The sequence below is a fragment of the Saccharomonospora sp. CUA-673 genome (genome assembly GCF_001942305.1).
In the GTDB taxonomy this organism is placed as follows: Bacteria; Actinomycetota; Actinomycetes; order Mycobacteriales; family Pseudonocardiaceae; genus Prauserella.
The window spans coordinates 209,938-233,155 of record NZ_MKKE01000044.1; the positions used below are offsets into that span (position 1 = coordinate 209,938).

Genomic DNA, 23,218 nt, shown 5'->3' on the forward strand with positions numbered 1-23,218 from the left:
CGGGTTGGAACCCTCCCCCACTGCCTTCAGGGCCGACGAAGACCGCCTACGGCACTGACGTGCATCAAATCACCGGAGCAGGCCACGTGCCTGCACACAGAAAGGACATCCGTGTCGAATACCCACCGCTCTTCCTCCAACATGTCGCGGCGTCGCATGCTGCAACTCGGAACCGGTTTGGCCGCAGCGGGGTTCGCGGCCGCGTGCAGCAGTTCCGAACGCGCGTCAGCGGAACTCGGCCCCCGCTCGACCGCGGTGCGAGAGTTCGCCCGAGAACAACAGCGACGCTTCCCCCGTGAAAGTACGGTCTCTCAGACACTGACCGCAGCCCCCACGACTGTTGATCTCGCGGGAACCGCCGCTGCCGCGTGGGCGTACAACGGAGTGATGCCCGGATCGCTGCTGCGTGCCGCGGCGGGTGACCGCGTCCAAGTGCGCGTGCGGAACCAGTTGCCGGAGCCGACGACTGTGCACTGGCACGGGTTGGCGATTCGCAATGACATGGACGGTGTGCCGGAGGTGACGCAGCCACCGATCGCGGCCGGCGACGAGCTCACCTACGAGTTCATCCCACCGGATCCGGGGACGTACTGGTATCACTCGCACGGCGAGTTGCAGCGCGGGCGGGGCCTGTTCGGCGCGTTGATCATCGATGACCCGCGTGATCCCGGGGACTACGATGTCGAGTTCCTCGTCGTGCTCTCCGACTGGCTTGGTCAGCGCACACCGCGCAGGTCTTCGACGAGCTGCGCGGCGGGAAAATGGACAGGGACTCGATGGACGACATGCGTGACATGCACGGGGGCGAGTCCCACTCGTCGGTGCTCGGTGCCGATGCAGGCGATGTGCAATATCCGTTCTACTTGCTCAACGGACGCCCACCGGCAGATCCGGAGACCTTCCGCGCCCGTGCGGGTCAGCGTGCCCGCCTCCGCGTCATCAACGCTGCCGAGGACACGGCGTTCCGCGTGCCTTGGGCGGGCACATGCTGACCGTGACGCACACCGACGGTCAACCTGTTACGCCCCGGCGCACACAGTCGGTTCTCGTGGGCATGGCCGAACGCTACGACTGCGTCGTTACTCTCGGTGACGGGGCATTCCCGTTGGTCGCCTCGGCAGAAGGCAAGGACGACCGAGCCTTCGCCCTGGTCCGCACCGGTTCCGGACGCGCTCCGTCCTCGACGGCGAACGTGCGCGAGCTGGACCAGCGACCGCTGCTGGCCACGGATCTGCAAGCTGCCGAATCCGCTCGGCTCTCGCCTCGGCGTCCGGACCGCACGCTGAGCATGAAGCTCGGTGGGAACATGCAGCGGTACGTGTGGACCATCAACGACCGCCGTTATCCGGACCACGAACCACTGGTGGTTTCCCCGAATCAACGGGTGCGGTTGCTCTTCGAGAACGCCACGATGATGCCCCACCCAATGCACCTGCACGGGCACTTCTTCACATTGGGCGATCCTGCGAGGAATGGAGCGCGCAAGGACACCGTGCTGGTGCTGCCGCATCAGCGGTTGGCGGTGGATTTCGACACCGACAACCCCGGCCAGTGGTTGACACACTGCCACAACGAATACCACCAGGCAGCCGGGATGGCTTCGGTCCTGTCCTACCGGAGGTGACACTGCCTCGCCCGGGCACCGTTGCCGCCGGAGGGGCCGTGGCAGCCTCGGTGGTCGAGCGCGTGGAGCCGATCCTGCAAAAGCAGGCCAGGCATGACCGGCGTGGGGACACCGCAAGAGCTGGTGGCTGATACATGCGGGCCGACGGGGCTACGCGATATCCGTGTCCACCGTGGAGCGGGCGATGCGGCGGCGCAACTTGCTGCAACCGGCGCTGTATCCGCGCCGGCGACGCGAGCTTCGACGTGCGCAACGGCGCCCGGGCCAAGACTATGGTCTCCGACGCGGCCCGCGAGATCGAGTGACGGTGCCGCGGGATTGTGAGCGGTGAACGTGAAAAACGGTAGCGCCGGTTGGGCAGCTCCACCGCCGACGGCATCAGCCATGCGTTCCGCCGCGAAGTCGGCCACGCTAGGGAGATCCGTGATCTCGCCTTCCGGAGGTGGCGATGGGTGCTGCACTAACACCTGAGAGGTGGCGCGCAGTGGTCGTGTTCTCGGGGCACCTCCTGCCGTGTGAATCATGAGTGGGTTCGGGATTGCGCTGCTGCTACTGGTCGTCGCCATGGCGGTGGTCGGCAGCGTGTATGGGGTCGCCTCGCTGGTGCAGGCGGCGTCGGGTGGTGCCTCCATGGGACCGTTTCTGGCTGGTCATGAACCGGCTGAGCACGCGTTTTCCCGTTTTCACGTGCGGTGGTATGCGCTGACGATGATCTACCTGGCGTTCGAGATGGAAATGCTGTTCATGTATCCGTGGACACTCGTCGTTTCCTCGGTGGGCACGAGCGCGGTCGTCGAGATGTTCGTGTTCTTGGGGATCTTGCTGGCCGGTGTGGCCTACGCGTGGCGGGAAGGGGCGCTGCGATGGGTGTGACCACGGCCTTACAGCGCTTCGCCGGCGGGTTACCCCATGTGCTGGTCGCTGAGGCCCCGGGGGCACCGCTACCCGGCTGGCGGTTGAGCAGGTGCTACGCCGGCGAGGGTGGGTGAAGGTTCCCGGTCCGGCGGATGCTGATGTTCTGGCCGTCGTCGGGCCCGCGGGGCCGCGGTGGACGAGCTATGCCGATCAGCTGTGGGAACAGGTCCCGCAACCCCGCGTTCGCGTGCACGTCGGCAACGCGGCCGAGGCCGGCACCGCGCTGGAGCGTGCTGCGGGCCTACTGGCCGACAGGGGTGAGGCGTCGCCGGCTATCCGGGGACATTCGACGCGGCACGAGTGGAACGGTGCGGGTCACGCTGAGCGCGGTCGTCCTGTCGACCAGCCCCGGGGCGACGAGCATCACGACGGGGGTGGGATGGACATGCCCGGGGGTGTTCCAATGGCCGATCGTGGGCCGGACCGGGACGGTCTCGTGCTCGATCAGCTTCACGTGCCGATCGGTCCGGTGCTGCCGGACTGGCCGGCCGGCCTTGTGCTGCACACCACGCTGCAGGGCGATGTTGTTCAACATGCGCGGGTCGAGATTGTTCGTGAACACGGGGAGTTGGCGGATTTCTGGAACGAGCCGTGGCGTCGGGCGGCGGCAGGCGAGTCCGTTATCGCGGGAGAAGCCGCCCGGCGCCGAGTGGCGGCGCACCTGGACAGCCTAGCGAGGCTGCTGGCGGTGGCGGGCTGGGCGGATGCGGCGCTGGGCGCGGGGCGATCCCGCGACGACGTACTCGGCGGGGCGCGGGCCGATGTGGTCGCGCCCCGGGTGCGCCGGTTGGCCAGGCGGCTGCGCCGGTCCCGGACACTGCGGTGGCTCACCGGCGGGCTCGGCATTCTCCCGGGAGCGGCGGCCCAGGCCGCCGGAGTGACCGGCCCCGCGTGGAGCGCGAGCCGATCCGCGGGTGATGTGCATGCACGGTGGCAGGCGTGGTTGGACGCGATCGAGCGATCGGTCCCGGCTCTCGACGACACCGCACCGTTGACCGCCGTCGATGCGGGCCCACGAGGCAGACGCGACGCGGTCGGGGGCTCGTCGGCGCTGCTGGAGGTGCTTCCCCAGCTGGTGAAGGGGACCGAGCTGGCCGGGGCCAGATTGATCGTGTCAAGTTTAGATCCCGATATCACCGAGCTCGACCACGCGGTTGCGGAGGCGGCTGATGGGTGAGGCTCCGGTGTGGGGTGTGTTCGTGCTGCCCGGGCTGGTGGGGGTGGTTGCGTTCGTGGCGGTGGTCTTCGACAGTGCCTTGCAGGTGCGTGCCGCTGGGCGGCCGTTGTCGGTGTCGGCAGTGCTCGTCGCTCCGCTGCGTGCGGTGGTGCGGCTGCTGATCGGCCAACGGCGCGCGACCACGGCAGCCGACGTCGTGCTGTGGCGCACCGGTGTGGTCCTCGTTCCCGTCATCGCGCTGCTAGCTGCACTGGTATTACCGCTGGGCGGGGTGGCCGTGTCGGATCTCGCGGTGGGGGTCGTGTGGTTCAACGCGATGGAGATCCTGGCTTGGGCGGCGGTGTGGATGGCCGGCTGGGGCCCGAACGCGGCGCTGTCCCTGGTCGGTGGTTACCGGTTCGTGGCCCAGGGGTTGGCCTACGAGCTGCCGCACATGTTCGCGCTGATCACGGCCGCCACTGCGGCGGGCACGCTGCGGGTGGGCGGGATCGTCGAGGCCCAGTCCGGTCTGTGGTTCGTGGTGTGGATGCCGGTCGCCTTCGTCGTCTACCTGCTCAGCGCGATGGCGATGGCGTTCTGGGGCCCGTTCGACGCGCCGCTAGGACGTGACCTCGCCGGCGGAGCTGCCGGGGAACTGTCCGGAGTGGACCGCCTCGTGTTCCTCGGCGGTCGGTGGTTGTTGCTGGTGGTCGCGGCGGCAATGGCGGTGCCGCTGTTCCTCGGGGGAGGTAGTGGCCCGTGGCTGCCGGGCTGGGTGTGGACGCTGCTCAAGACCGCCGTGGTGCTGGTCGTGGTCGTGTGGCTCGGTCGCCGCATTCCCACGGTGCGGATGGACCGGTTCGCCGAGCTCGCCTGGGTGGTGCTGATCCCCGTGACGATCTTGCAGGCACTGGTCGTCGCCCTGGTGGTGCTGATCCGGTGAGGAGGTGTGCGTGGTGACGGTGGCGTTGTTCTGGCTGTTCGCGGTCGGCGCCTGGTGTCCGGGTTCTTGGTCTTTCGGCTGAACTCGATGGCACGGGTGACGTTCGCGCTGCTGGCCTCGTTCGTGTTTGTCGCCTCCGAGGTGATCCTGCTGGGGCTGGCCTACCTCGGTGTGGTCATCGTGCTGATGATGGTCATGGAAATGGTGATCATGGCCGTGTTCATGGTCATGTACATGATGAATCCCGCCGGGCTGATGCCGATGGCGATGTATCACAACAAGGCCGGCGCCATGACGCTGTCGGTGGGCACCTTCGTCGTGCTCGCAGCGGGCATCGTCCTCATCGACTGGCCGCAGCGCACCGGCGCACCGCCGCCGGACCCGACCCTCGCGCTCGGACAAGCGCTGATGGGCCCGCACATGCTCACCATGATGACCCTGGGACTGGCGCTATTCGCCACGATCGTGGCCACCGTCGTGCTCGCCACCCACAGGGGACGCTACGACCGGCTGGGTGACGCCTGCGCGCTACGCGGGCCGATGATCCGGTGCGCGGGGGGATCGGTCGATGAGTCTGGAGCTGTTTCTGCTGCTCGGGGCCGGACTGTTCGCCATCGGCCTCTACGGTGCGTTGTCGCAGCAGTCGATCGTGATGCTGATGATGGGCCTGGAACTGATGCTCAACGGCATCACCGTTGCGGCGGCGGCCTTCTGGTACTACGTTGCTCCGTCCAATGCGGATGGTCAGGTGCTGATCATCGTGGTGATCACCCTTATGGCGGTGGAGATGGCGGTTGGTTTCGCCGTGGTGACTGCGATTTTCCGTGCCCGGGATGTGGACATGACCGACATGGCCGCGGATCTCAAGGAGTAGCCGATGGGCGCGCTCGCGTGGCTGCTGATCGCGGTACCGCTTGTCACCGGGGCGGTGCTGGCGTGCGCGGGACGGCGGGGCGATCGAATCGCGCCCGTAGTCGGGATCGCCTGCGCAGCGATCACGGTTGGGCTTGCCGTGCTGGCGGCGGTGGTACGCCCGGTCGTGACCGCGCGGTTCCTGCAGGGGATCGACGCGAGTGTGGCCGTCGACGGGCTCTCGGCGGTCCTGGTGGTCACGGTCGCCATGATCACCTTGGCAGTGCTGGTCTTCGCCGCGGGTGAGTTCGGTCCGGATGAGCCGCGGGCTCGGTTTACCGGGCTGATGCTGCTGTTCGCCGGAGCCATGCTCGTCACGGTCACCGCCACCGGCCTCGCCCTGCTGCTCATGGGCTGGGAGGTCATGGGCGCGACGAGTTGGGCTCTGATCGGGTTCTGGTGGCGCGAACCTCGCCGGGTGCACGCCGCCAACGTCGCATTCCTGACCACCCGGGCCGCCGATCTCGGCCTCTACCTCGCGGCCGGGGCGGCGCTCGCCGGTGGCATCGGCACCCTCGCCCTGCCGGAGCTGCCCGCGGCGAGGCCACCCTGGCTGACCGTGCTCACCGTGGGCATCGTGCTGGCCGCGCTGGGCAAATCGGCCCAGGTTCCCTTCCACTTCTGGCTCTCACGCGCCATGGAAGGACCGAGCCCGGTCTCGGCGCTGCTGCACTCGGCGACCATGGTCGCCGCCGGGGCCTACCTGCTGCTGCGACTGCACCCGTTGCTGGCGGCCTCGGGCTGGGGTGGGCCGCTGGTGGCCTGGTGCGGCGCGGGCACCGCCCTGGTGCTCGGACTGGTCGCCCTCGCCCAGACCGACCTCAAACAGCTGCTCGCGGCCTCGACCTGCGCGCAGATCGGGTTCATGGTGCTGGCCGCGGGCACCGGTGGCGTCACCGGCGGCACGATGCAGCTGATTGCGCACGCCGCCACCAAGTCCGCGCTGTTCCTGGCAGCCGGAGCATGGCTGACCGCGCTCGGCACGAAAGCATTGCCCTCCTTGCGCGGTGCCGCGCGGCGCTACCCGGTGGTGGGCGTGACCTTCACCGTCGCCGCCACGTCGCTAGCTGGGCTGCCTCCGTTGTCGTTGTGGGTCACCAAGGACGCCGTGCTCGCCGCGACGCTGGAACACGCGCCCGGCCTGTACGTGGTGGGACTGGCCGCCGCGATGGTCGCCGCCATGTACAGCATCAAAGCGGTCTGGTTCGTCTGGCAGCCGGAACGCCCAGGTACCGAACGCGGTGGGGTCACCGAGCAGTCGGGCTCTCGCCAAGTGTCCACGTTTGCCTGGCCGGTACTGGTGGTGCTGGCCGGGTCGGCCGCGGTACTGGGCGTGCTCGGCCTCCCAACGGTGGCCGAGCGCATGCGAGGGCTGCTCGGCACGGGACCTGCAGCCACGCCCATGGTGTGGGAACTTGCGCTGTCGGCGGCACTCGCGGTCGGTGCGTCGGCTCTCGCTTGGTGGTGGGGAGACCGGCCGGTGCCGGTCTCCGTAGCCCTTCGGCGATGGCTCGCAGCATGGCTCGGGTTCGAGCGCGCCGCCACCCTGCTCGTCGTGCGACCGACTATGACGCTGGCACGCGCGCTGGCGGCCTTCGACGATCGGATCCTCAACAGAACGGTCACGGCCGTACCCGCACTGGGGCTGTGGCTGGCCAAACTCGCCGATCAGCGTACCGAAATCCCCGTCGACGGTCTCGTGCAACGCGTTGCTCGCGGTGCCGGGTGGCTCGGAACGCTCGCCCGGCGCGCAAACCGGGCAGCTACACCACTACTACGCCCAAGCCGTCGCGGCGTTGGTCGTACTCGCCCTGCTGATCATCCTCGTGAGGTAGCCCGTGCTGTCACTGATCGTCTTCCTACCCCTGGCCGCCGGGGGCGCCCTGGCCGCGGTGCCCGCATCGGCAGGACGCCGCGTGTTCGTGTGGAGCTGGATCGCGATCGCGGTAGCTGACTTCGCCCTGGTCGTGGCGGCCTGGATCGGCTACGACGCCGGTACCGGACTGGCGTATGAGGAGAACCTGCGCTGGATCCCCAGCGCAGGAGTCGGATACCACATCGGTCTCGACGGCCTCTCGCTGCCGCTGGTCGCGATGACCTCACTGCTGTTTCTCGCCTGCGCGGTCTACTCGCTGCCGCAGACTCAGCGGACCAAGAGTTTCGTGCTGCTGTTCCTGTTCCTGCAGACCGTGAGCCTGGGCCTGTTCACCGCCCTCGATTTGATCCTGTTCTTCGTTTACTTTGATCTGTCCATCGTGGGCATGTACTTCGTCATCGCCGGATGGGGACACGGCAACGCACGCCGGTCGGCACTGCAGTTCTTCCTCTACACCTTCATCGGCTCGCTGGTGCTGCTGCTCGGATTCATCGGCCTGTACCTGGCCGTCGAACCCCACACCTTCGACATCGTCGCGCTCACCCGGGCGAACCCCCTCGCAGGCGGCGGCGTCTACGGCGGGCTGGTGCTGCTCGCGATCGGCGTCGGTCTCGCGGTCAAGACCCCGACCGTGCCGTTCCACACCTGGTTGCCGCCGGCACACACCGACGCTCCGGCCGCCGGGTCGGCGATTCTGGCCGGGGTGCTGCTGAAGATGGGCACCTACGGATTCGTCCGCATCGCGATGCCGCTGCTGCCCGACACGTGGCGCCACTACGCGGTGGTCATCGTCGTCATCGGCGTGCTTTCGGTGCTCTACGGCGCGCTCGTCGCCCTGGCCCAGGAGGACTTCAAACGGATGGTGGCCTACACCTCGGTCAACCACATGGGCTACATTGTCCTCGCCGTCGGTGCAGCCGGGATCCTCGCCGGTAGTGATGCGCAAGCGCGGTCGTTGGCCGTGACCGGTGCGGTGACCCAAATGGTCAGCCACGGCCTACTCACCGCCGCGCTCTTCCTGCTCGCCGGAATCTTCTACGACCGCCGCCGCACCTACGACATGGGCGCCTACTCGGGCCTAGCCGGACCGGCACCGGTCTTCGCGGGCACCACAGCCCTGGTCGCTTTCGCCTCCTTCGGCTTGCCCGGGTTCTCCGGGTTCATAGCCGAGTTCCAGATCTTCACAGGAAGCCTCGCCTCAGCCACCGTGGCCACCGCGCTGGCAATGCTCGGCATCCTGATCACCGCCGGACTGTTCCTGCGAGTCTTGCACCGGGTCTTTCTCGGAGAGCTCCAGGTGCCCGATTCACCCGGTGCGGCCCGCGGATTCACCGACCTCCGCGCGAGCGAGACGACCGCGATTCTGCCGCTGCTCGGCCTGGCCGTCGTCATCGGCGTGCTGCCGCGCTTCCTGCTCGATGTGATCGAACCCGCCGCGACGACGCTGATCGGACTGATCAGCCGATGACCATGAACGAAAATCCCGCCGCGCTGATCCCCGAACTCGCGCTGGTCGCCGGAGCCGTGCTCGGACTGTTACTGGGCTCCTGGTTACCACGGCGCCGGCAGTGGTGGGTGCGTGTGCTCGCGGCGACCGCCTGCGTCGTCGGCCTGGCCGCCACCGTCGTCGCGATACGCGCAGCCCCCGAGATGGTCTTCGGCGGCAGCTTCGCCGTGGACACCGCCACCAACGCGGTCCGATTCATCGTGCTGGCCGCCACGCTGCTTGTGCTGTGCCTGTCGATCGACACAGTCGGCTCCCATCACCGCGAGACCGAGTTCTACGTCCTGGTGCAACTCGGCGCACTCGGCACGATCATGCTCGTCGGCGCACTCGACCTGCTGCTGCTCGTCGCCGCCTACCTGCTCGCCTCCCTGCCGCTGTATGCACTCGCCGGGTTCGCCAAGACCGAACCGGGTACCGAGGCGTCGCTGAAGTACTACCTCATGGGGGCCTTGTTCGGTGTCCTCATGCTCACCGGCATCACGATCCTCTACGGCACCGGTGGGGCCAGCGACTACACCACGCTCGCCCGCACGCTGCCCGACGCCCCAGACACCGCGGTCGCCATCGGTGTACTCGCCATCCTCGCCGGACTGCTGTTCAAAATCGGCGGCGTACCCGCGCACTTCTGGGTCCCCGACGTGACCGAAGGGGCCACCACACCCGTAGCCGCGTTCGTCACCACCGTGCCCAAGATCGGCGGCATCGCCGCCGCCTACCGGCTCGTGGCCGAAGCACTACCCGCAGTGAACCTCGACTGGCCACTGCTGATCGCGATCCTGGCCACCGCGTCCATGACACTGGGCAACCTCGCCGCGTTCTTCCAGGACAACGTCCGCCGCCTGCTCGCCTACTCCACCATCAGCCAAGTCGGCTACATCCTCATGGCCGTCGCCGTCGCCACCCGCAGCGACCTCGCCCTCCCAGCCCTGCTGTTCTACCTGGCCGCCTACGCCGTGACCAACCTCGGTGCCTTCGCCGTCGTCGCCGAACTACCCCGCGCGACACGACTCGCCGACTACCGCGGCCTCGCCCGCCAGCATCCAGGGCTTGCCGCCGTCCTCGTCGTGTGCCTGCTCGGCCTGGTCGGCACCCCGCCCACCGCGGTGTTCCTCGGCAAACTCGAAGTCTTCACCGCCACGATCAACGGCGGCCTGACCTGGCTGGCCGTCGTCGCGGTCATCAACACCGTCGCCAGCCTCTTCTACTACCTGCGCTGGATCGCCCCAGCCTTCCTCGCCGCCCCCGACCAAGAGCAGGACGCGCTGGTTCCAGCCGGACGATTCTCTGCACTCGCGCCTACGCCGCCGGAACGATCTCCCTCGCGCTCGGTATCGCAGGGGGACTCGTGCTGCCGATCGGCTCCGGTCCCCTGCTGCCGTAAGCGACGAACCGGTGATCTCCCAAGAAGCTCCACGGGTGTCTTTGCAACCATTGCCCGGTCCGCGGAACAGCGTGGGCGAGACGCGGCTCGTGTCAAAAGCCGATGCCAAGCTTGCGGCGGGGGTGTCAGCCGAAATCGGCGCTGGTAGGCGTGAGATTCCGGTATTCAGCTATCGGGTCGCCAGTGGCTTCTGTGTTCGGCTGGATGCGGACCCCGACCCTCCCGAGCTACTATTTACGTACGTAGAACGTAGATAGTAGCTCGGGAAGATGGTGCCCTGATGGAGTCGTTGCTGTACACGGTTGCCCTGCTGGCTTGTCCGGTCGGAATGGGGCTGATGATGTGGATGATGAGGCGCGGCAACGGTAGCGATGACAAGAGCACCCAGGTGAAGCAGCTGCGTGCCGAGGTCGAGCAGCTCAAGGCCGAGCGCTCCGTACACGGGACGGAAGGGACCCGGTGATGTCTACCCTGGTTGCCGCGCTCGTCGCGGTCGGTGTTGTTGTCCCGGTGTACTTCTTCTGCTTGCGGCCGATGACGCGAGGGCATTGCGGGATGATGGGTTCGCGGCAGGACGTGGAGTTGGACCGCGAAATTGCCGGTCTGAGTGAAGAGCTTCGGATCTTGCGGGCGCAGGGCTCGCAAGACAGGGCCGAAAAGCCGACGAATCGGTCGACTCCACCTTTCGACGCCTGATTCGTGTCGCTGACATCAGGAATTCAGCGCACGGCTACCACTGACGGGGTGACGATGCGGCTTCCGTCGGCCCGCTGCCACGGGCGAGTTTCGGGACAGGGTTGCCGACGGTCATTCACGGGTCCGCGCGGCGGTAACGTTCCACTGCGGCCTGCACCTCTTCAGGGCTGTGGAATACCGGCGGGTTCGTGATGCGAACGACGGACCCGTCCGGTCGGACGAGATAGTTGACGGGCAGCAGCGGCGGTATACGAAGTGCGCGCTGTACCCGCCGATCCCCGTCGTACAAGGACGGGTAGTTGACGCCGACTTCGGCCATGAACTCCAGGGCGGACGAGGCGCGGTCCTGGACGGTGACGCCAAGGACGTCAACCGAGTCGGGCCGCTTGGCATAGCGGGCCAGCACAGGCATCTCTTCCCGGCACGGCCCACACCAGGACGCCCACAGGTTCAGCAGCGTCGTCTTCCCTGCCAGTGCGGTGCCGAGGTCCACGGTTCCCGGCGCGCCCAGACATGCCACGCGCACCCCTGCCAGCGGGCCGGACGGAGCAGGTGCGTTCCGTTCGGGACTTGGGCAGGGCTGGAGGGTGGCGCGCTCGCGCAGCGGAGCGAGTACCGCGTCACCCTCCGCGGGTGCGGGGCGAGGCGAGCCGAGCGTGCGCTGCTCGGTGCGAGGCTGGCTTGCGTCGTCGGCGCCCGGCCATAGGGCCACGATCCCCGCGACAGCGAGGACCAGCACGACGATGGTCCATCGTCCCGCGTTCGACATCCGCTACCTCCCGCCGTTTGCCGCAAAAGGGTTCATTGGTTCAGATCGGGGGCCAACCGAGCTGGGCGTAAAGGGCGAGCATTCGGCTCATCAGGGCGGTCCAGCCTCCGGTCATGACGGCGATCCCCATGGCGACGAGCAGCAGTCCCCCGGCGACTTCGATTCGACGCGCGTGGCGCTGGAGCCAGCCGAGGCTTGCGCGACCGCGCGCGAGGCCGGCGGCCAGCGCGAGGAAAGGGACCCCGAGGCCGAGTGAGTAGGCAACCAGCAGCAGCGCGCCGCGGCCGACGGTGGCGGTGCTGGCGGCGGTGGTGAGGATCGAGGCCAGCACCGGTCCGACGCACGGGGTCCAGCCGAACGCGAACGCGGCGCCCAGCGGGAGGGCGCCGGCCGGTCCACGGCTGACGCGGGTGAGGTCGAACCGGATCTGGCGTTGCAACAGCGGGATTCTGATCAGCCCGGTCGCGGTCAGGCCCATCAGCACGATCAGCGCCCCGCCGACCACATTGATTGCACCCAGGTTGCTGGCCAGCAGAAAGCCGAACGTCGACGCAGTCGCGCCGAGCGCGGTGAACACCGCGGAGAAGCCCAGTACGAACAGCGACGCCCCCGCAAATGCCCGCCGGGTCGGCACCGTCACCGCCGTGGCTCCAACGGGCTCCGACAGAGCGGAGACGTAGGAGACGTAGCCGGGTAGCAGGGGCAGCGTGCAGGGCGAGGTGAACGAGACGAGCCCGGCGACCAGTGCAAGCGAGGCCAGCGCCAGGAACTCCACGCCGTGCCTTCCTCTCTCGCGTGCGGCCCCGCCCCCGGGTTCGAGACCGGCAGCAGGGAGCGTTAATCTACGCTCATAAGTCGTACTTACGTAGATAGTAGATGACTCGCTAGCTACCGCGGAGACCGACCATGTTCAGCCCGAAGCCCGACAACGACGCCATCGCCACGCTGGCCGGCGTCGCGGTCGATGTCGAGCGCACCGCCGTGCTGCGCGGGGTCGACCTCACCGTGGGCCCTGGCGACTCCGTGGGTCTGGTGGGGGCGAACGGCTCGGGCAAGAGCACGCTGCTGCGCGTACTGGCGACGCTGCTGCCACCGGTGAGTGGACGCGGTGAGGTCCTCGGTGCGGCGCTGGGCAGTCCGGACTGCGCGGCCGTGCGCCCGCGGATCGCGCTGGTCGGTCATGACGCCGCGTTGTATCCCCGCTTGACGTTGCGGGAGAACTTGGAGTTCGTGGCCCGGCTGACCGGGCGGTCCGGCCGAGCGGTCGATGACGCACTGGAGGCGGTCGGGTTGGGGCCCGCGCGGAACCGGCCGGCGGAGGTCTGTTCGCAGGGCATGCGGCGCCGGGCCGAGTTGGCCCGGGTGTTGCTGACCGAGCCCGGGTTGCTGCTGTTGGACGAGGCGCACGCGGGGCTGGACGCCGCTTCGATTGGCCTCGTCGAGGTCGTCGTCCGGCAGGTGTGCGACCGCGGCGGGGCGAGCGTGGTGGTCTCGCACGATCACCCGCGGCTACACGGTCTCGCCGATCAGCTGGTGGAGATCGTCGGCGGGCGAGCCGAACCGCTGCGCGACGGAGTTGTCTCATGACGGCCCCGACTGTTCCCGGTGCGCTGCAGCAAGGGGTCGAGCTGGCCCGCAAGGATCTGCGGTTGGAACTGCGAGCAGGCGAGGCGTTGTTGGTGACCGCTCCGTTCGGGGCGCTGGCGTTGCTGTTGGTACCGCTGGCGGTGGGCAGCGATGTGCCGCTGCTGCGGCAGGTCGGGCCCGGCCTGTACTGGGTGGTCGTGGTGCTGTTCGGCGTGCTGGTGACCCTGCGGCAGAGCGCGGTCGACAATCCGGCGCAGCAGGCGATGCTTCGACTGTGCGGTGTGCACCCGGGGGTGCGGTTGGCCGGACGGGCAGCAGCGAACGCCGTGTTGCTGCTGGCGTTCGAGGTACTGCTGGCGCCGGTCGCAGTGCTGCTCTACGACCCTGAGCTGTCCGGCTGGCCCTGGCTACTGGCGGTGTTTCCGCTGGTGGCCGTCGGACTGGCGGTGCTGGGCACGCTCGCGAGCGCGCTCGCGCACGGGCTGGCGGGGCGGACCACCCTTGGCGCGTTGCTGGTGGTGCCGGTGGCGCTGCCGCTACTGGTGGGCGCGACGCAGACGCTGGATGCCGCCCGCTACGGCCGCGCTCCGTGGTCCTGGTTGTTACTCATGCTGACGGTGGATCTCGCCATGGCTGTCGCCGTGGGGTTGACCGCACGGCACTTGGAGGAGTCCACATGAGACTGTTCGGACGCCGGCTGCCCATCGTGGTCGCCGCGACGGTCACGATCGGCGTGGCCGCCGCGATGCTAGCCCCACCCGATCGCTTACAGGGCAACCTGCAGCGCTTGATGTATGTACACGTCCCGGCGGCGTGGACCGCCTACCTCAGCTTCGCGGTAACGCTCGGCGCGAGTGTGGCATGGCTGTGGCGGCGCCGGTCCCGCTACGACCGCCTCGCCGCCGCCAGCGCCGAGGTCGGTGTGTTCTTCACCGGACTGGCCATCGTGCTCGGCTCGGTCTGGGGCAAACCCACCTGGGGTGTGTGGTGGACCTGGGACCCGCGGGTGATCACCACGGCGGTGATGTTCTTCGTCTACCTGGGTTACCTGGCGTTGCGCCGCGCCACCCTCGATCCCACGACCCGGGCGCGCCGCTCGGCGGTGTACGGCGTCGTGGCGTTCGTGCAGGTGCCGATCGTGCACATGTCGGTCGTGTGGTGGCGGGCCCTGCACCAGCCGCCGACCGTGCTCAAACCCGACAATCCGAGCATCGACCCGACAATGCTGGCCGCGCTGTTGGTGAACGTACTGGCGTTCACGCTGCTGTACCTCCTCGCGCTGCGGGCACGCGCCCGGCTGGCCACGGCGGAAGAGGAACTGGAGGCCCGCCAGGTAGCCGAGGGACAGGAACTGGCCGGCAGTGCGGTACTGGCTCCGCAGCTGGAGAAAGGATCACGAGCCGATGTCTGAATGGGCCTGGGTGGCACTGGGTTACGGGATCACTGCCGTGGCCGTATCGGGGTATCTGATCAGCCTCACGCTGCGGTGGGCGCGGTTGCGGCGCCGGACGGAGGGGCGAGGGTGAAGCGCTACCGGCTGCTGGCGTTCTCCGGTCTCGGCGTGGTTGCGGTGCTGGTCGGCGTGCTGGTGTTCGGGAACCTCAACCAGAACCTCGTCTACTACCTCAACCCCAAGGAGGCCGTCGACCAGCGGGCCGATTTCGACGACGGGCGCCGGTTCCAACTCGGTGGTCTCGTGGCAGGTGACAGCGTGGTCCGCACCGGGGACGGGTTGCGATTCACGCTCACGTCTCGCGATGGACCGGGCGGTGCCACCGTCGCCGTCGAGCACCACGGTGCTCCGGCCCAGCTGTTCGAACCCGGTATCGGAGTGGTGCTGGAAGGCACCTGGCAAGGTGCGGTCTTCGTCTCCGACACCATGAAGGTCAAGCACGACGAGAACTACCAGCCACCCGCGCCCGGTGGTGAGAAGTCGTGACTATGGTGACACCCGCCGCCGGCTGGGCAGGCGTGCTACTGGGCCTGTCCGGGTCGGTGGCGCTGACCGTGTTCGGCTTTCGAGCACAGCGGCGTCCGGACCGGGACCGCCGTAGCCAGTTGCGGTTCGCGGTGGGCTGCATGCTCGCCGGCGCACTGCTGGCGATGGGCGCGCTGGAGGTGGCGCTGCTCACCGACAACTTCACGGTGTCCTATGTGGCCGAAAACCACTCCCGTGCGACGCCTCTACTGTTCACGATCACCGGCGCATGGTCGGCGCTGGGCGGCAGCATCGTGTTGTGGGCCCTGGTACTCGCCGGCTACACCGCCGTCGTGCTGCGGCAGGTACGCGACACCGGGGACCGGCTCGGCACCGGTGCACTCGGTGTTCTCGGTCTGGTGAGCGTGTTCTTCTTCGGTTTGGTGTCCACAGTGGCCAATCCGTTCCGCATCCTTCCCGACCCACCCGCCGACGGGGCCGGACCCAATCCGATTCTCGCCGACCACCTGATGGTGGCGTTCCACCCGCCCCTGCTGTACCTGGGTTTCGTTGGATTCACCGTGCCGTTCGCCTTTGCGATGTCGGCGCTGCTGCTGCGCAAGGGTGGGGTGGACTGGCTACGTCGCACAAGGCGAGCCAATCTTGTTGCGTGGAGCTTCCTCACCGCCGGGCTCGTGCTCGGCGCGTGGTGGTCGTATGAGGTGCTCGGCTGGGGCGGCTACTGGGCGTGGGACCCGGTGGAGAACGCCGCGCTCATCCCGTGGTTGGTGGCGACCGCGTTCATCCACTCGTCGGTCGTGCAGGTCAAGCGGGGCATGTTGCAGGCGTGGAACTTCGTGCTCGTCATCGCCACGTTCGCGCTGACGATCCTGGGCACGTTCCTGACCCGCTCCGGCGTGGTCGCCTCGGTGCACTCGTTCACCGAGTCCGGAATCGGGCCGGCCTTCCTGGGTTTCCTCGTGCTGGTGCTGGGCGGCGGGTTTACGCTGTTCGCGCTGCGTGGCGAGCGGATCGCGTCGACATCACGTCCGGAGTCGCTGGCCAGCCGTGAAGGCGCGTTCCTGGTGAACAACCTGCTGTTGACCGTGTTCGCGTTCGTCGTGCTGACCGGCACGCTCTACCCGATCCTCGTGGAGGCGTTCACCGGCGACCAGATCTCGGTCGGCAGGCCGTTCTTCGACAGCTTGGCGGTGCCGCTGGCCTTCGCACTGCTGCTGGCGATGGGCGTGGGCCCGTTCACCCCGTACCGGCACGCCTCGCCCGGCGTGCTGTGGACGCGGCTGCGGGTGCCGTTGCTATTGGCCAGTGCCGCCGCCGCGGGTGTGGTGCTCGCAGGGATCGACGCGCCGGGAGTGGTCGCGGTGGTAGCCATCGCCGTGGGTATCGCCACCGCGAGCGCCCGGCAGTTGTGGGTCACCGCACCGGCACCGCGTTGGAAAGGCGTGCCCCGCGTGCTGCGCGGTCAACGCGGCTACTGGGGTGGGCAACTAGCGCACCTCGGCCTCGTCGTCGTCGCCGTGGCCATCGCCGCATCCGGAGCCCTGGCCACGCGAGCCACCGTGACGATCGATCGCGGCGAGACGGCCGAGTTCGCCGGCTACCAGATCACCTTCGAGCGCACCGCCCGCCACCAACTGCCGGACCGGACCAGCACCGAAGCGCACATCATTTTTCGGGAGCAGGGCGATGCGGTCTGGGCCGCCAAGCCGAAGCTGAACAGCTTCGCCAACCAACCGCAGTCGGTGGGCCAGCCCGACGTGTGGGAGGGCCCGACCCGCGACATCTACGTCGCCCTGGCCCAGTTCCGGCCTGAACGGGTGTCGCTGAACCTCTACCGATACCCGCTGATGTCGTGGTTGTGGGTCGGCGGCGTGCTCATGGCCGCGGGCGGTTGCTGGGCGTGGAGCGGGCGGAGACGAAGCGCCCGCTCCCAGGAGGTCCGGGGGCGGGAGTCCGCCGATGCGTAGCCGGCTGCTGCACGGCGGTACGGTACTGGCCGTGCTCGCCCTGCTGGGCCTGGCTGTGGTGGGCCTTCTCACCGGCGGCTCGGCCGGTGGCGAGAACCGGGCCTACGAGATCGAGCAACGGCTGCGCTGCCCCGTCTGCAAGAGCGTCTCCATCGCGGAATCCCCTTCGGACAGCGCCGGAGCGATGCGCGCGATCGTAGCTGAACAGGTCGCCGCGGGCCGAAGCGACCAGCAAATCATCGACTACTTCCGCGCCCGCTACGGCGACTGGGTCCTGCTCGACCCTCCGGCGTCCGGCACGACGTTGCCGCTGTGGCTGTTGCCCATCGCCGCGCTCGCGGTCGGCGGCATCGCACTGGCGGCGCTGCGGCGACGACGGGTGCCGTCGGAACCGGAGCCCACTGACGTCGAGGAACTCGACCCCGCCCAGCGCGAACGGCTGAACCACGCCGTCCACGGGTCACGCGCCGCGCTCAGCGAAGAGGAAGAGCCGTGAGCCGCGAGCGCGAGTTGCTCCAACAGCAACGCGATCAGGCACTGGCCGACCTCGTCGATCTCGAACGGCAGGTCGCCGAAGGCGAGATTCCCGACGACATCTCCCGAAACCTGCGACGGCGGTACGAGACCACCGCGACCCGTGCGATCGAAGCACTCGACGAGCAGCCGGCGGAGGAGCCCGAACCCGCCCCGTCCCGGCGAGGACGGGCGGCCGCGGGCGCCTCGTGGCCTACCTGGCCGCCGCTGCGACGGTCGTCGCAGCGCTCGTGCTGGTTCCGCAGTACGCGGACGAACGGCCGGAGGGCGGATTCGTCAGCGGCAACGAGGCCGGCAGCGCCCGTACGGCGCCGACGGCTCCTCGGGACTTGGCCGAGGTCACCAACGCCGAGATGGAAGCCGTGATCTCCGCCAACCCGAACGTCCTCGGCATGCGTCTCGCCCTGGCTGACCGCTACATCGCAGAGGCCCGGTACGACAAGGCCACCGAGCACTACGGCATGGCCCTCAAGCAAGCGCCGAACGATCCGACCGTGCGGGCAGGCGCCGCATGGCTGTTGTTCAAGACCGGCGACACCGGCGCCGCCCTACGGTTCCTCGACGAGACACTTGCCGACACGCCGACATCGCCGGATGCGCAGTGGTACAAGGCGAGAATCCTGCTTGACGGCCGCAGCGACCCGCATGGCGCCCTGGACATACTCCGCCGCCTCGCGGCGCGCGGCGACCTCCCACCCGAACGCCGCAACGAGGTCTCGCAACTCATGGCGCGCGCGAAGGAGGCGACCAGACGATGACCACAACGGACAATCTGACCGCTGCGCGAACCAAGCGCTGGCGGACCATCCGCTGGATCGCACTGCTCATCGTTGCCGCCACTGTGGGTCTCGGCGCCGTGTTCGGCAGCCGACTCGGACAGGACCCGACCCTGGTCGACAGCCCGTTGATCGGCAAGCCCGCGTCGACCAGACCGCTGCCCTACCTGGAACGCGAGGGAACGCTGTCACTGGCCGACCTGCAGGGACAGGTGGTGGTCGTCAACTTCTGGGCATCCTGGTGCACCCCCTGCCGCGCGGAACACCCCGCACTCACGGCGGCAGCGGACAACTACCAGGCCAAGGGCGTCACCGTGGTCGGCGTCAACTACCAGGACAAGCGCGGCGCGGCGACCGCGTTCCTCGACGAGCTGGGACGCGGCGACTCCCGCGCCTACCGGTACGTGACCGACCCCGACTCCCGGCTGGCCCTGGACTTCGGTGTCTTCGGAATCCCGGAGACCTTCTTCCTCGACCGCTCCGGAACCATCGTCGCCAAAATCACCGGACCGGTCTCCCACTCCCTGATGTCCGGCACCCTCGATGCGATCCTTGCCGGTCGTCAACCACGCTCGCACACCGAGGGCACAGTCCAGCCCGGCCCTGGCCGGTAATCATGACGACCCTCTGTGCTGCGGGTTCGGGTGATCGGCGGCTAGAGCGTGTCTGACAAATAGTCGGGCGGTGCGCTGAGAGTCTGTGATCGTGTCGCGGTTTCAGATGCTTTCGGATGCTCAGTGGTCGTTGATCGAGGAGATGCTGCCGCGTCCGACGGGGCGGAAGGGGCGGCCGTTCTCGGGCGCACGGTTGATGGTCGAGGGCATCCTCTACCGGTATCGGTGCGGGATCGCGTGGCGGGATCTGCCGGAGGTGTTCGGGCCGTGGCAGACGGTGGACGTGGCATCACCGCATGGCCACGGAGGGCACCTGGGACAAGGTGCTCGCCAAGCTCACCGCCGCCGCTGACGAAGCCGGACTGGTGGACTGGTCGCTGTCGGTGGACTCGACCATCGCCAGAGCTCATCAGCACGCGACGAACACGAAGCGCCTCACAGGGGGCTGGATCAAATTACACGATTCCGGGCGCCGAGCCGCCTGATCACGCGGTCGGCCGCTCCCGCGGCGGGCTGTCGACGAAGATCCACCAGCTGGTCGACGGCAACGGGCTCCCGCTGGTCGCGCTGCTGACAGCAGGGCAGGCCGGGGACTCGCCGATGTTCCTGCCACTGATGGCACACCTGCGCGTCGCTCGCCGCGTCGGTCGGCCCCGCACTCGCCCGGACACGGTCCGGGGCGACAAGGCGTACTCGTCCCACGCGATCCGCGGGCACCTGCGCTCCCGCCGGATCAAGGCCGTGATCCCCGAGCCGTCCGACCAGCAAGGCCACCGCAAGCGGCGCGGCTCACGCGGCGGCCGCCCCGTCGGCCTCGACGCCGCCGACTACAAGGGTCAAAACGTCATCGAGCGTCGCTACTGCCACATCAAGCAATGGCGAGGGCTCGCCACCCGCTACGACAAACTCGCGGTCGTATATCGCGCCGCCGTGATCCTCAACGCCGTCATCGCCTGGACACGGCGGCTGTCCCAGGCGTTCTAAACTCTCGACTTCTTCTGCTCGGCGACAGTAGCGCCGATGAACGCACCCGCGGACGCCAACAGCAGGAGGGCTCCGACGATCATCACGATCTCAACCCGCATCGGCAGTTCCATCGCCACCGACAGACCGCACAGCAGGACCGCGAGACCAGCAATGCAGGCGGCAAGAGCGCCGAACGCTTTCGTGTTCATGCCCGCACTCTACCGACCGCGACAATTGTCAGACATGCCCTAGATCTGCTGGGCGACGGTCAGTGGATCGCAGAAGGCGAGACCGGTGGCTGCGAGCAGCCCTGCCACGAAAGGGCCGGTCGCAAGTAGTGAAACTGTCGTGGTGAGCAGTACGCGCGCCTGCCACCGTTGTCCGAGAGTGGCGGGTTCGGCCAGCCGCTCGGCACGGTCCGCGACGCCGACGCCGGTTGCGCCGAGCGCGCCGACGGGAAGTGTTGCTGCGCCGGACAGGGCGAGCAGGGCTCCGAGCACCGTGTGCCGACCGTGAGCGCGTGCGGCGGCGTCATCGGCGCACATCTCCAGCAAGCGGGCCACCTCGGTGGCACCGAGGGTGAACAGAGCGACCTTGGGCACGGTCGCGGCCAAGCCGCGGGTGGCGGCGAGCAGAAGGTGGTGATGGCCGGCGAGGTGGGCGCGCTCGTGGGCGAGTACGGCTGCCAAGTGCGGCTCGTCCAACGTGTCGAGCGCGCCGCGGGTGACGACAATCGTGTTCGGGCGGCCGGCGACGCAGTAGGCGAGCCGTTGCGGGCTGTCCACGACAACGGCGTCGGAGTCGAGCATGCTCCGTCCGGCCACGCGGGCCATGCGGGCGTGATCGTGGGTGCGCGACCGGGCACCGAGCAGGCAGCGACTGAGGCGCGCGGCCAGCACAGCGGCGCCTGCCAGCACGGCGGCCGTGACGGCGAACAGGGCGACCTGGAGGGCCACGCCAGCGTCGCCGACAGCCACGGTCTCCAGCACGGCCAGGCAGCTGTGGAGGATCTGCCCGGGCCGGTTCCAGACCTGGGCCAGTTCGATGACCAGAAACAGCGCTGCGGCCACCCAGGCGGCGGGCACGCTGACGATCGCGGCCAACCACGCCGCGACGCCGAGTCGGGGGGCCATCCCGGTGCGGGTCCACCGGGTCAGCAGGCGGGGTCCGAGTACGGCCACCACGAGGCTGTAGAGCAGCAGACAGGCAGCAATACTCATGCAGCCTCCCGAAAGAAGGGCGCGCTGGCGGGATTCATGTCGTCTCCTTGCCGGATGCCCACCGCCGCACCACCTTGCGCAACCGGGAGGACTCGTCGTCCCCGATCTGCTCCAGGAACCGGGTTAGCACGAGTCCCGGGTCGCCGCCGGAGTCCATCGCTTCCCGCATCAAGTCGGCGCTGTATTCCTCGCGGCTCAGCGCCGGCCAGTACAGGTACGCCTTGCCCTGCCGTTTGCGCTTCAGCCAACCCTTGTGGTGCAGGTTGACCATTGTGGACATGACAGTGGTGTAGGCGATCTCCCTGGTGGTCTTGAGTGACTCGAAGACCTCGCGCACCGTGACGGTGTCGTCACCGTCCCAGACCCGGTCCATCACGACCGTTTCGAGTTCACCGAACCCGCGCATGCGCCCTCCCGTATCGCCTCCGGCCACATCCAGCGTACGTGGGATCGCGTACGCCCCGTTCCCTCAGGTCGCCGCCGCAGGCGGTGCAACACAAACCTTACATCTCCAGCTTACGATCTACGTACGCACGTAGTAGATTCTATACAGGCGTGCTGCCGTTCCGAGGCCGGTGAGGGCACAAACAGGAGGCGCTGATGGACATGTGGACGCGGGCCAGTGACGCCGATCGCGAGCGCGTGGCGGCCCACCTGCAACACCAGGTGGCCGAGGGCCGGCTCACGCTCGACGAGTTCTCCGAACGGGTTGCAGCCGCCGACCGCGCCCGGACAGTTGGGGAACTCGCCGACCTGACCCGGGATCTCTCCAGCCCGGCCCTGCCGTCCGCGGCACGGAAACATTCCACCCTGTCCGCGCCGCTGCTCGCGGTCGCGACGATCGGCCTGCTGGCGCTGGTGCTGCTCGTCGGAGGCATGTCCGCCGCCCATGCGATGGGGCCGATGACGGACTGCATGGGCCGGTGAAAGTTGCGGGTCATCAGATCGGCAGGATGCACCCGGCGATCGGACCGCGGAGCCAGGCGGCCACGCAGTTCCTCGTGGTGCTCGACGACCGGATCGACGGCACAGGCGTCACGCCGAACCCGGTGCTGGCGATCTTGACGAAGAAGGGCGTTCACGCATTCCACATCGGATTTCCACGTCGAACAGCGTTCGGCGTGGAAATCAGGCCACACGGCGTATTTGACGGGTGCTATGGCGACGTTTCACTGGCCGATCAACGCGCGAACGTACAACCCGGAGCGCCCGTTCCTCGGCATTGCACGGCTAACAGTTCTGGAGGGCAGCGGGTCCGGGGCCTCACCTGGTATCTACGTAGTAAGTCAGTAGGATGGATTTGATCGACGTCGCCATCAGTTAGCAGCGGGAGCCCAATGTCGAAGGCCAGAAACCCCGGGCCGGTCAGGTCCAGGTGGGGCTGCTGAAGGGGTGTGTGACATCTGAGTTCGCTTGCCGAGAGGTGGGCGTGGAAGGATGCCACTGTGCCCAAGCCGTATCCCCGTGAGTTCCGTGAGGACGTCGTCCGGGTCGCGCGTAACCGCGAGTCTGGTGTGACTTTGGCGCAGGTCGCCGCGGACTTCGGTGTTCACGAGATGACGTTGCAGAAGTGGTTGCGTCAGGCTGATGTCGAGGACGGCGCCAAGCCGGGTGTGTCCTCGGATGCGGCGGCTGAGTTGCGGGAGCTCAAACGGCGTAACCGGTTGTTGGAGCAGGAGAACGAGGTGTTGCGTCGGGCTGCGGCGTACTTGTCGCAGGGCAACCTGCCGGGAAAAGGCTCTACCCGCTCGTAAGGGAGTTGGCCGCCCCCGATGCCCCGATTCGGGTGCCGGTGGCGGTGGCGTGCCGGGTGCTCAAGCTCCACCGCCAGCACTA

At 68.2% G+C, this 23,218-nt stretch carries 29 protein-coding genes and 1 pseudogene; 25 read left to right on the top strand and 5 right to left on the bottom strand.

The genetic code is table 11. From position 1 onward, the window contains the following. Window positions 1-387 precede the first annotated feature (387 nt). From BJF85_RS31610 to BJF85_RS19410, 12 genes and pseudogenes are all read left to right on the top strand, one after another. Window positions 388-1,092, top strand: a complete 705-nt coding sequence (locus tag BJF85_RS31610) for a multicopper oxidase domain-containing protein (RefSeq protein WP_369822232.1) — start codon at window positions 388-390, stop codon at window positions 1,090-1,092. Continuing rightward, complete coding sequence (locus BJF85_RS29095; protein WP_369822233.1) at window positions 986-1,624, top strand: multicopper oxidase domain-containing protein; 639 nt, start codon at window positions 986-988, stop codon at window positions 1,622-1,624. The genes BJF85_RS31610 and BJF85_RS29095 overlap by 107 nt, the downstream gene beginning before the upstream one ends. A gap of 522 nt (window positions 1,625-2,146) precedes the next feature. Continuing rightward, window positions 2,147-2,497 (top strand): NADH-quinone oxidoreductase subunit A, encoded by a 351-nt coding sequence (locus BJF85_RS19365; protein ID WP_075849490.1) that lies wholly within the window; start codon window positions 2,147-2,149, stop codon window positions 2,495-2,497. A gap of 445 nt (window positions 2,498-2,942) precedes the next feature. Continuing rightward, window positions 2,943-3,716: a hypothetical protein gene (locus tag BJF85_RS29100; RefSeq protein ID WP_222844599.1), complete on the top strand. Its 774-nt coding sequence runs from the start codon at window positions 2,943-2,945 to the stop codon at window positions 3,714-3,716. Next, a complete protein-coding gene (locus BJF85_RS19375) occupies window positions 3,709-4,638 on the top strand; it encodes a complex I subunit 1 family protein (RefSeq protein ID WP_075849491.1) in 930 nt (309 codons plus the stop codon). Before BJF85_RS29100 ends, BJF85_RS19375 begins: the two co-directional genes overlap by 8 nt. Before the next feature lie 87 nt (window positions 4,639-4,725). Continuing rightward, window positions 4,726-5,061, top strand: a pseudogene (locus BJF85_RS19380) (NADH-quinone oxidoreductase subunit J); the annotation flags it as partial. A gap of 145 nt (window positions 5,062-5,206) precedes the next feature. After that, window positions 5,207-5,512 (top strand): NADH-quinone oxidoreductase subunit NuoK, encoded by a 306-nt coding sequence (gene nuoK / locus BJF85_RS19385; protein ID WP_075849492.1) that lies wholly within the window; start codon window positions 5,207-5,209, stop codon window positions 5,510-5,512. 3 nt (window positions 5,513-5,515) lie between these two features. Next, window positions 5,516-7,504: an NADH-quinone oxidoreductase subunit L gene (locus BJF85_RS19390; RefSeq protein ID WP_255375778.1), complete on the top strand. Its 1,989-nt coding sequence runs from the start codon at window positions 5,516-5,518 to the stop codon at window positions 7,502-7,504. Next, window positions 7,389-8,894, top strand: coding sequence for a NuoM family protein (locus BJF85_RS19395; RefSeq protein ID WP_075849493.1), 1,506 nt, complete (start codon window positions 7,389-7,391; stop codon window positions 8,892-8,894). The genes BJF85_RS19390 and BJF85_RS19395 overlap by 116 nt, the downstream gene beginning before the upstream one ends. Beyond that, window positions 8,891-10,462 carry an NADH-quinone oxidoreductase subunit N gene (locus BJF85_RS19400; protein WP_255375779.1) on the top strand — a complete coding sequence of 524 codons (1,572 nt, stop codon included), beginning with the start codon at window positions 8,891-8,893 and terminating at the stop codon, window positions 10,460-10,462. The genes BJF85_RS19395 and BJF85_RS19400 overlap by 4 nt, the downstream gene beginning before the upstream one ends. A 132-nt stretch (window positions 10,463-10,594) precedes the next feature. Next, window positions 10,595-10,777, top strand: a complete 183-nt coding sequence (locus BJF85_RS19405; RefSeq protein ID WP_075849494.1) for a hypothetical protein — start codon at window positions 10,595-10,597, stop codon at window positions 10,775-10,777. Then, window positions 10,777-11,010, top strand: coding sequence for a hypothetical protein (locus BJF85_RS19410; RefSeq protein WP_139320725.1), 234 nt, complete (start codon window positions 10,777-10,779; stop codon window positions 11,008-11,010). The genes BJF85_RS19405 and BJF85_RS19410 overlap by 1 nt, the downstream gene beginning before the upstream one ends. Before the next feature lie 115 nt (window positions 11,011-11,125). On the opposite strand, the gene BJF85_RS19415 is transcribed toward BJF85_RS19410, so the two are convergent. Beyond that, window positions 11,126-11,779 (bottom strand): TlpA disulfide reductase family protein, encoded by a 654-nt coding sequence (locus tag BJF85_RS19415; RefSeq protein ID WP_075849496.1) that lies wholly within the window; start codon window positions 11,777-11,779, stop codon window positions 11,126-11,128. 40 nt (window positions 11,780-11,819) lie between these two features. Continuing rightward, the gene (locus BJF85_RS19420; RefSeq protein ID WP_075849497.1) at window positions 11,820-12,554 is read right to left on the bottom strand and encodes a cytochrome c biogenesis CcdA family protein; all 735 of its coding nucleotides are present in this window, start codon (window positions 12,552-12,554) and stop codon (window positions 11,820-11,822) included. A 131-nt stretch (window positions 12,555-12,685) separates the two neighbouring features. On the opposite strand from BJF85_RS19420, the gene BJF85_RS19425 reads away from it, so the two are divergent. From BJF85_RS19425 to BJF85_RS31625, 11 genes are all read left to right on the top strand, one after another. Then, complete coding sequence (locus tag BJF85_RS19425; protein ID WP_075849498.1) at window positions 12,686-13,366, top strand: ABC transporter ATP-binding protein; 681 nt, start codon at window positions 12,686-12,688, stop codon at window positions 13,364-13,366. Next, window positions 13,363-14,046 (top strand): heme exporter protein CcmB, encoded by a 684-nt coding sequence (locus BJF85_RS19430; protein ID WP_075849499.1) that lies wholly within the window; start codon window positions 13,363-13,365, stop codon window positions 14,044-14,046. Before BJF85_RS19425 ends, BJF85_RS19430 begins: the two co-directional genes overlap by 4 nt. Beyond that, complete coding sequence (gene ccsA, locus BJF85_RS19435; RefSeq protein WP_075849500.1) at window positions 14,043-14,777, top strand: cytochrome c biogenesis protein CcsA; 735 nt, start codon at window positions 14,043-14,045, stop codon at window positions 14,775-14,777. Before BJF85_RS19430 ends, ccsA begins: the two co-directional genes overlap by 4 nt. A 111-nt stretch (window positions 14,778-14,888) precedes the next feature. Beyond that, a complete protein-coding gene (locus tag BJF85_RS19440; protein ID WP_075849501.1) occupies window positions 14,889-15,305 on the top strand; it encodes a cytochrome c maturation protein CcmE in 417 nt (138 codons plus the stop codon). Between the two features lie 2 nt (window positions 15,306-15,307). Then, window positions 15,308-17,272: a heme lyase CcmF/NrfE family subunit gene (locus BJF85_RS19445; RefSeq protein ID WP_255375780.1), complete on the top strand. Its 1,965-nt coding sequence runs from the start codon at window positions 15,308-15,310 to the stop codon at window positions 17,270-17,272. A 31-nt stretch (window positions 17,273-17,303) separates the two neighbouring features. After that, window positions 17,304-17,768 (top strand): cytochrome c-type biogenesis protein, encoded by a 465-nt coding sequence (locus BJF85_RS19450; RefSeq protein WP_255375781.1) that lies wholly within the window; start codon window positions 17,304-17,306, stop codon window positions 17,766-17,768. Window positions 17,769-17,994: 226 nt separating this feature from the next. Further along, window positions 17,995-18,564 (top strand): tetratricopeptide repeat protein, encoded by a 570-nt coding sequence (locus BJF85_RS19455; protein ID WP_075849504.1) that lies wholly within the window; start codon window positions 17,995-17,997, stop codon window positions 18,562-18,564. Further along, a complete protein-coding gene (locus BJF85_RS19460) occupies window positions 18,561-19,196 on the top strand; it encodes a redoxin family protein (protein WP_075849505.1) in 636 nt (211 codons plus the stop codon). Before BJF85_RS19455 ends, BJF85_RS19460 begins: the two co-directional genes overlap by 4 nt. 142 nt (window positions 19,197-19,338) lie before the next feature. Then, entirely contained in the window at window positions 19,339-19,548 is a 210-nt protein-coding gene (locus tag BJF85_RS31615; protein ID WP_369822238.1) for a transposase, read from the top strand. After that, window positions 19,493-19,681 (top strand): hypothetical protein, encoded by a 189-nt coding sequence (locus BJF85_RS31620; RefSeq protein ID WP_369822239.1) that lies wholly within the window; start codon window positions 19,493-19,495, stop codon window positions 19,679-19,681. The genes BJF85_RS31615 and BJF85_RS31620 overlap by 56 nt, the downstream gene beginning before the upstream one ends. Then, window positions 19,659-20,180 carry an IS5 family transposase gene (locus BJF85_RS31625; RefSeq protein ID WP_075849506.1) on the top strand — a complete coding sequence of 174 codons (522 nt, stop codon included), beginning with the start codon at window positions 19,659-19,661 and terminating at the stop codon, window positions 20,178-20,180. Before BJF85_RS31620 ends, BJF85_RS31625 begins: the two co-directional genes overlap by 23 nt. Here the strand turns inward: BJF85_RS31625 and BJF85_RS19475 are convergent. Genes BJF85_RS19475 through BJF85_RS19485 form a run of 3 tightly spaced genes read right to left on the bottom strand, consistent with a single transcriptional unit; the run spans window position 20,177 to window position 21,788 of the window. Next, window positions 20,177-20,371, bottom strand: a complete 195-nt coding sequence (locus BJF85_RS19475; RefSeq protein WP_075849507.1) for a hypothetical protein — start codon at window positions 20,369-20,371, stop codon at window positions 20,177-20,179. The two genes, BJF85_RS31625 and BJF85_RS19475, sit on opposite strands and share 4 nt — an antisense overlap. Window positions 20,372-20,410: 39 nt before the next feature. Further along, window positions 20,411-21,382 carry a M56 family metallopeptidase gene (locus BJF85_RS19480; RefSeq protein WP_075849508.1) on the bottom strand — a complete coding sequence of 324 codons (972 nt, stop codon included), beginning with the start codon at window positions 21,380-21,382 and terminating at the stop codon, window positions 20,411-20,413. Between the two features lie 34 nt (window positions 21,383-21,416). Then, window positions 21,417-21,788 carry a BlaI/MecI/CopY family transcriptional regulator gene (locus BJF85_RS19485; protein WP_075849509.1) on the bottom strand — a complete coding sequence of 124 codons (372 nt, stop codon included), beginning with the start codon at window positions 21,786-21,788 and terminating at the stop codon, window positions 21,417-21,419. Between the two features lie 194 nt (window positions 21,789-21,982). Between BJF85_RS19485 and BJF85_RS19490 the strand changes: the two genes are divergently transcribed. Further along, window positions 21,983-22,309, top strand: a complete 327-nt coding sequence (locus BJF85_RS19490) for a DUF1707 domain-containing protein (RefSeq protein ID WP_075849510.1) — start codon at window positions 21,983-21,985, stop codon at window positions 22,307-22,309. Between the two features lie 518 nt (window positions 22,310-22,827). Beyond that, window positions 22,828-23,136 (top strand): IS3 family transposase, encoded by a 309-nt coding sequence (locus BJF85_RS29105; RefSeq protein ID WP_020501082.1) that lies wholly within the window; start codon window positions 22,828-22,830, stop codon window positions 23,134-23,136. Window positions 23,137-23,218 lie beyond the last annotated feature (82 nt).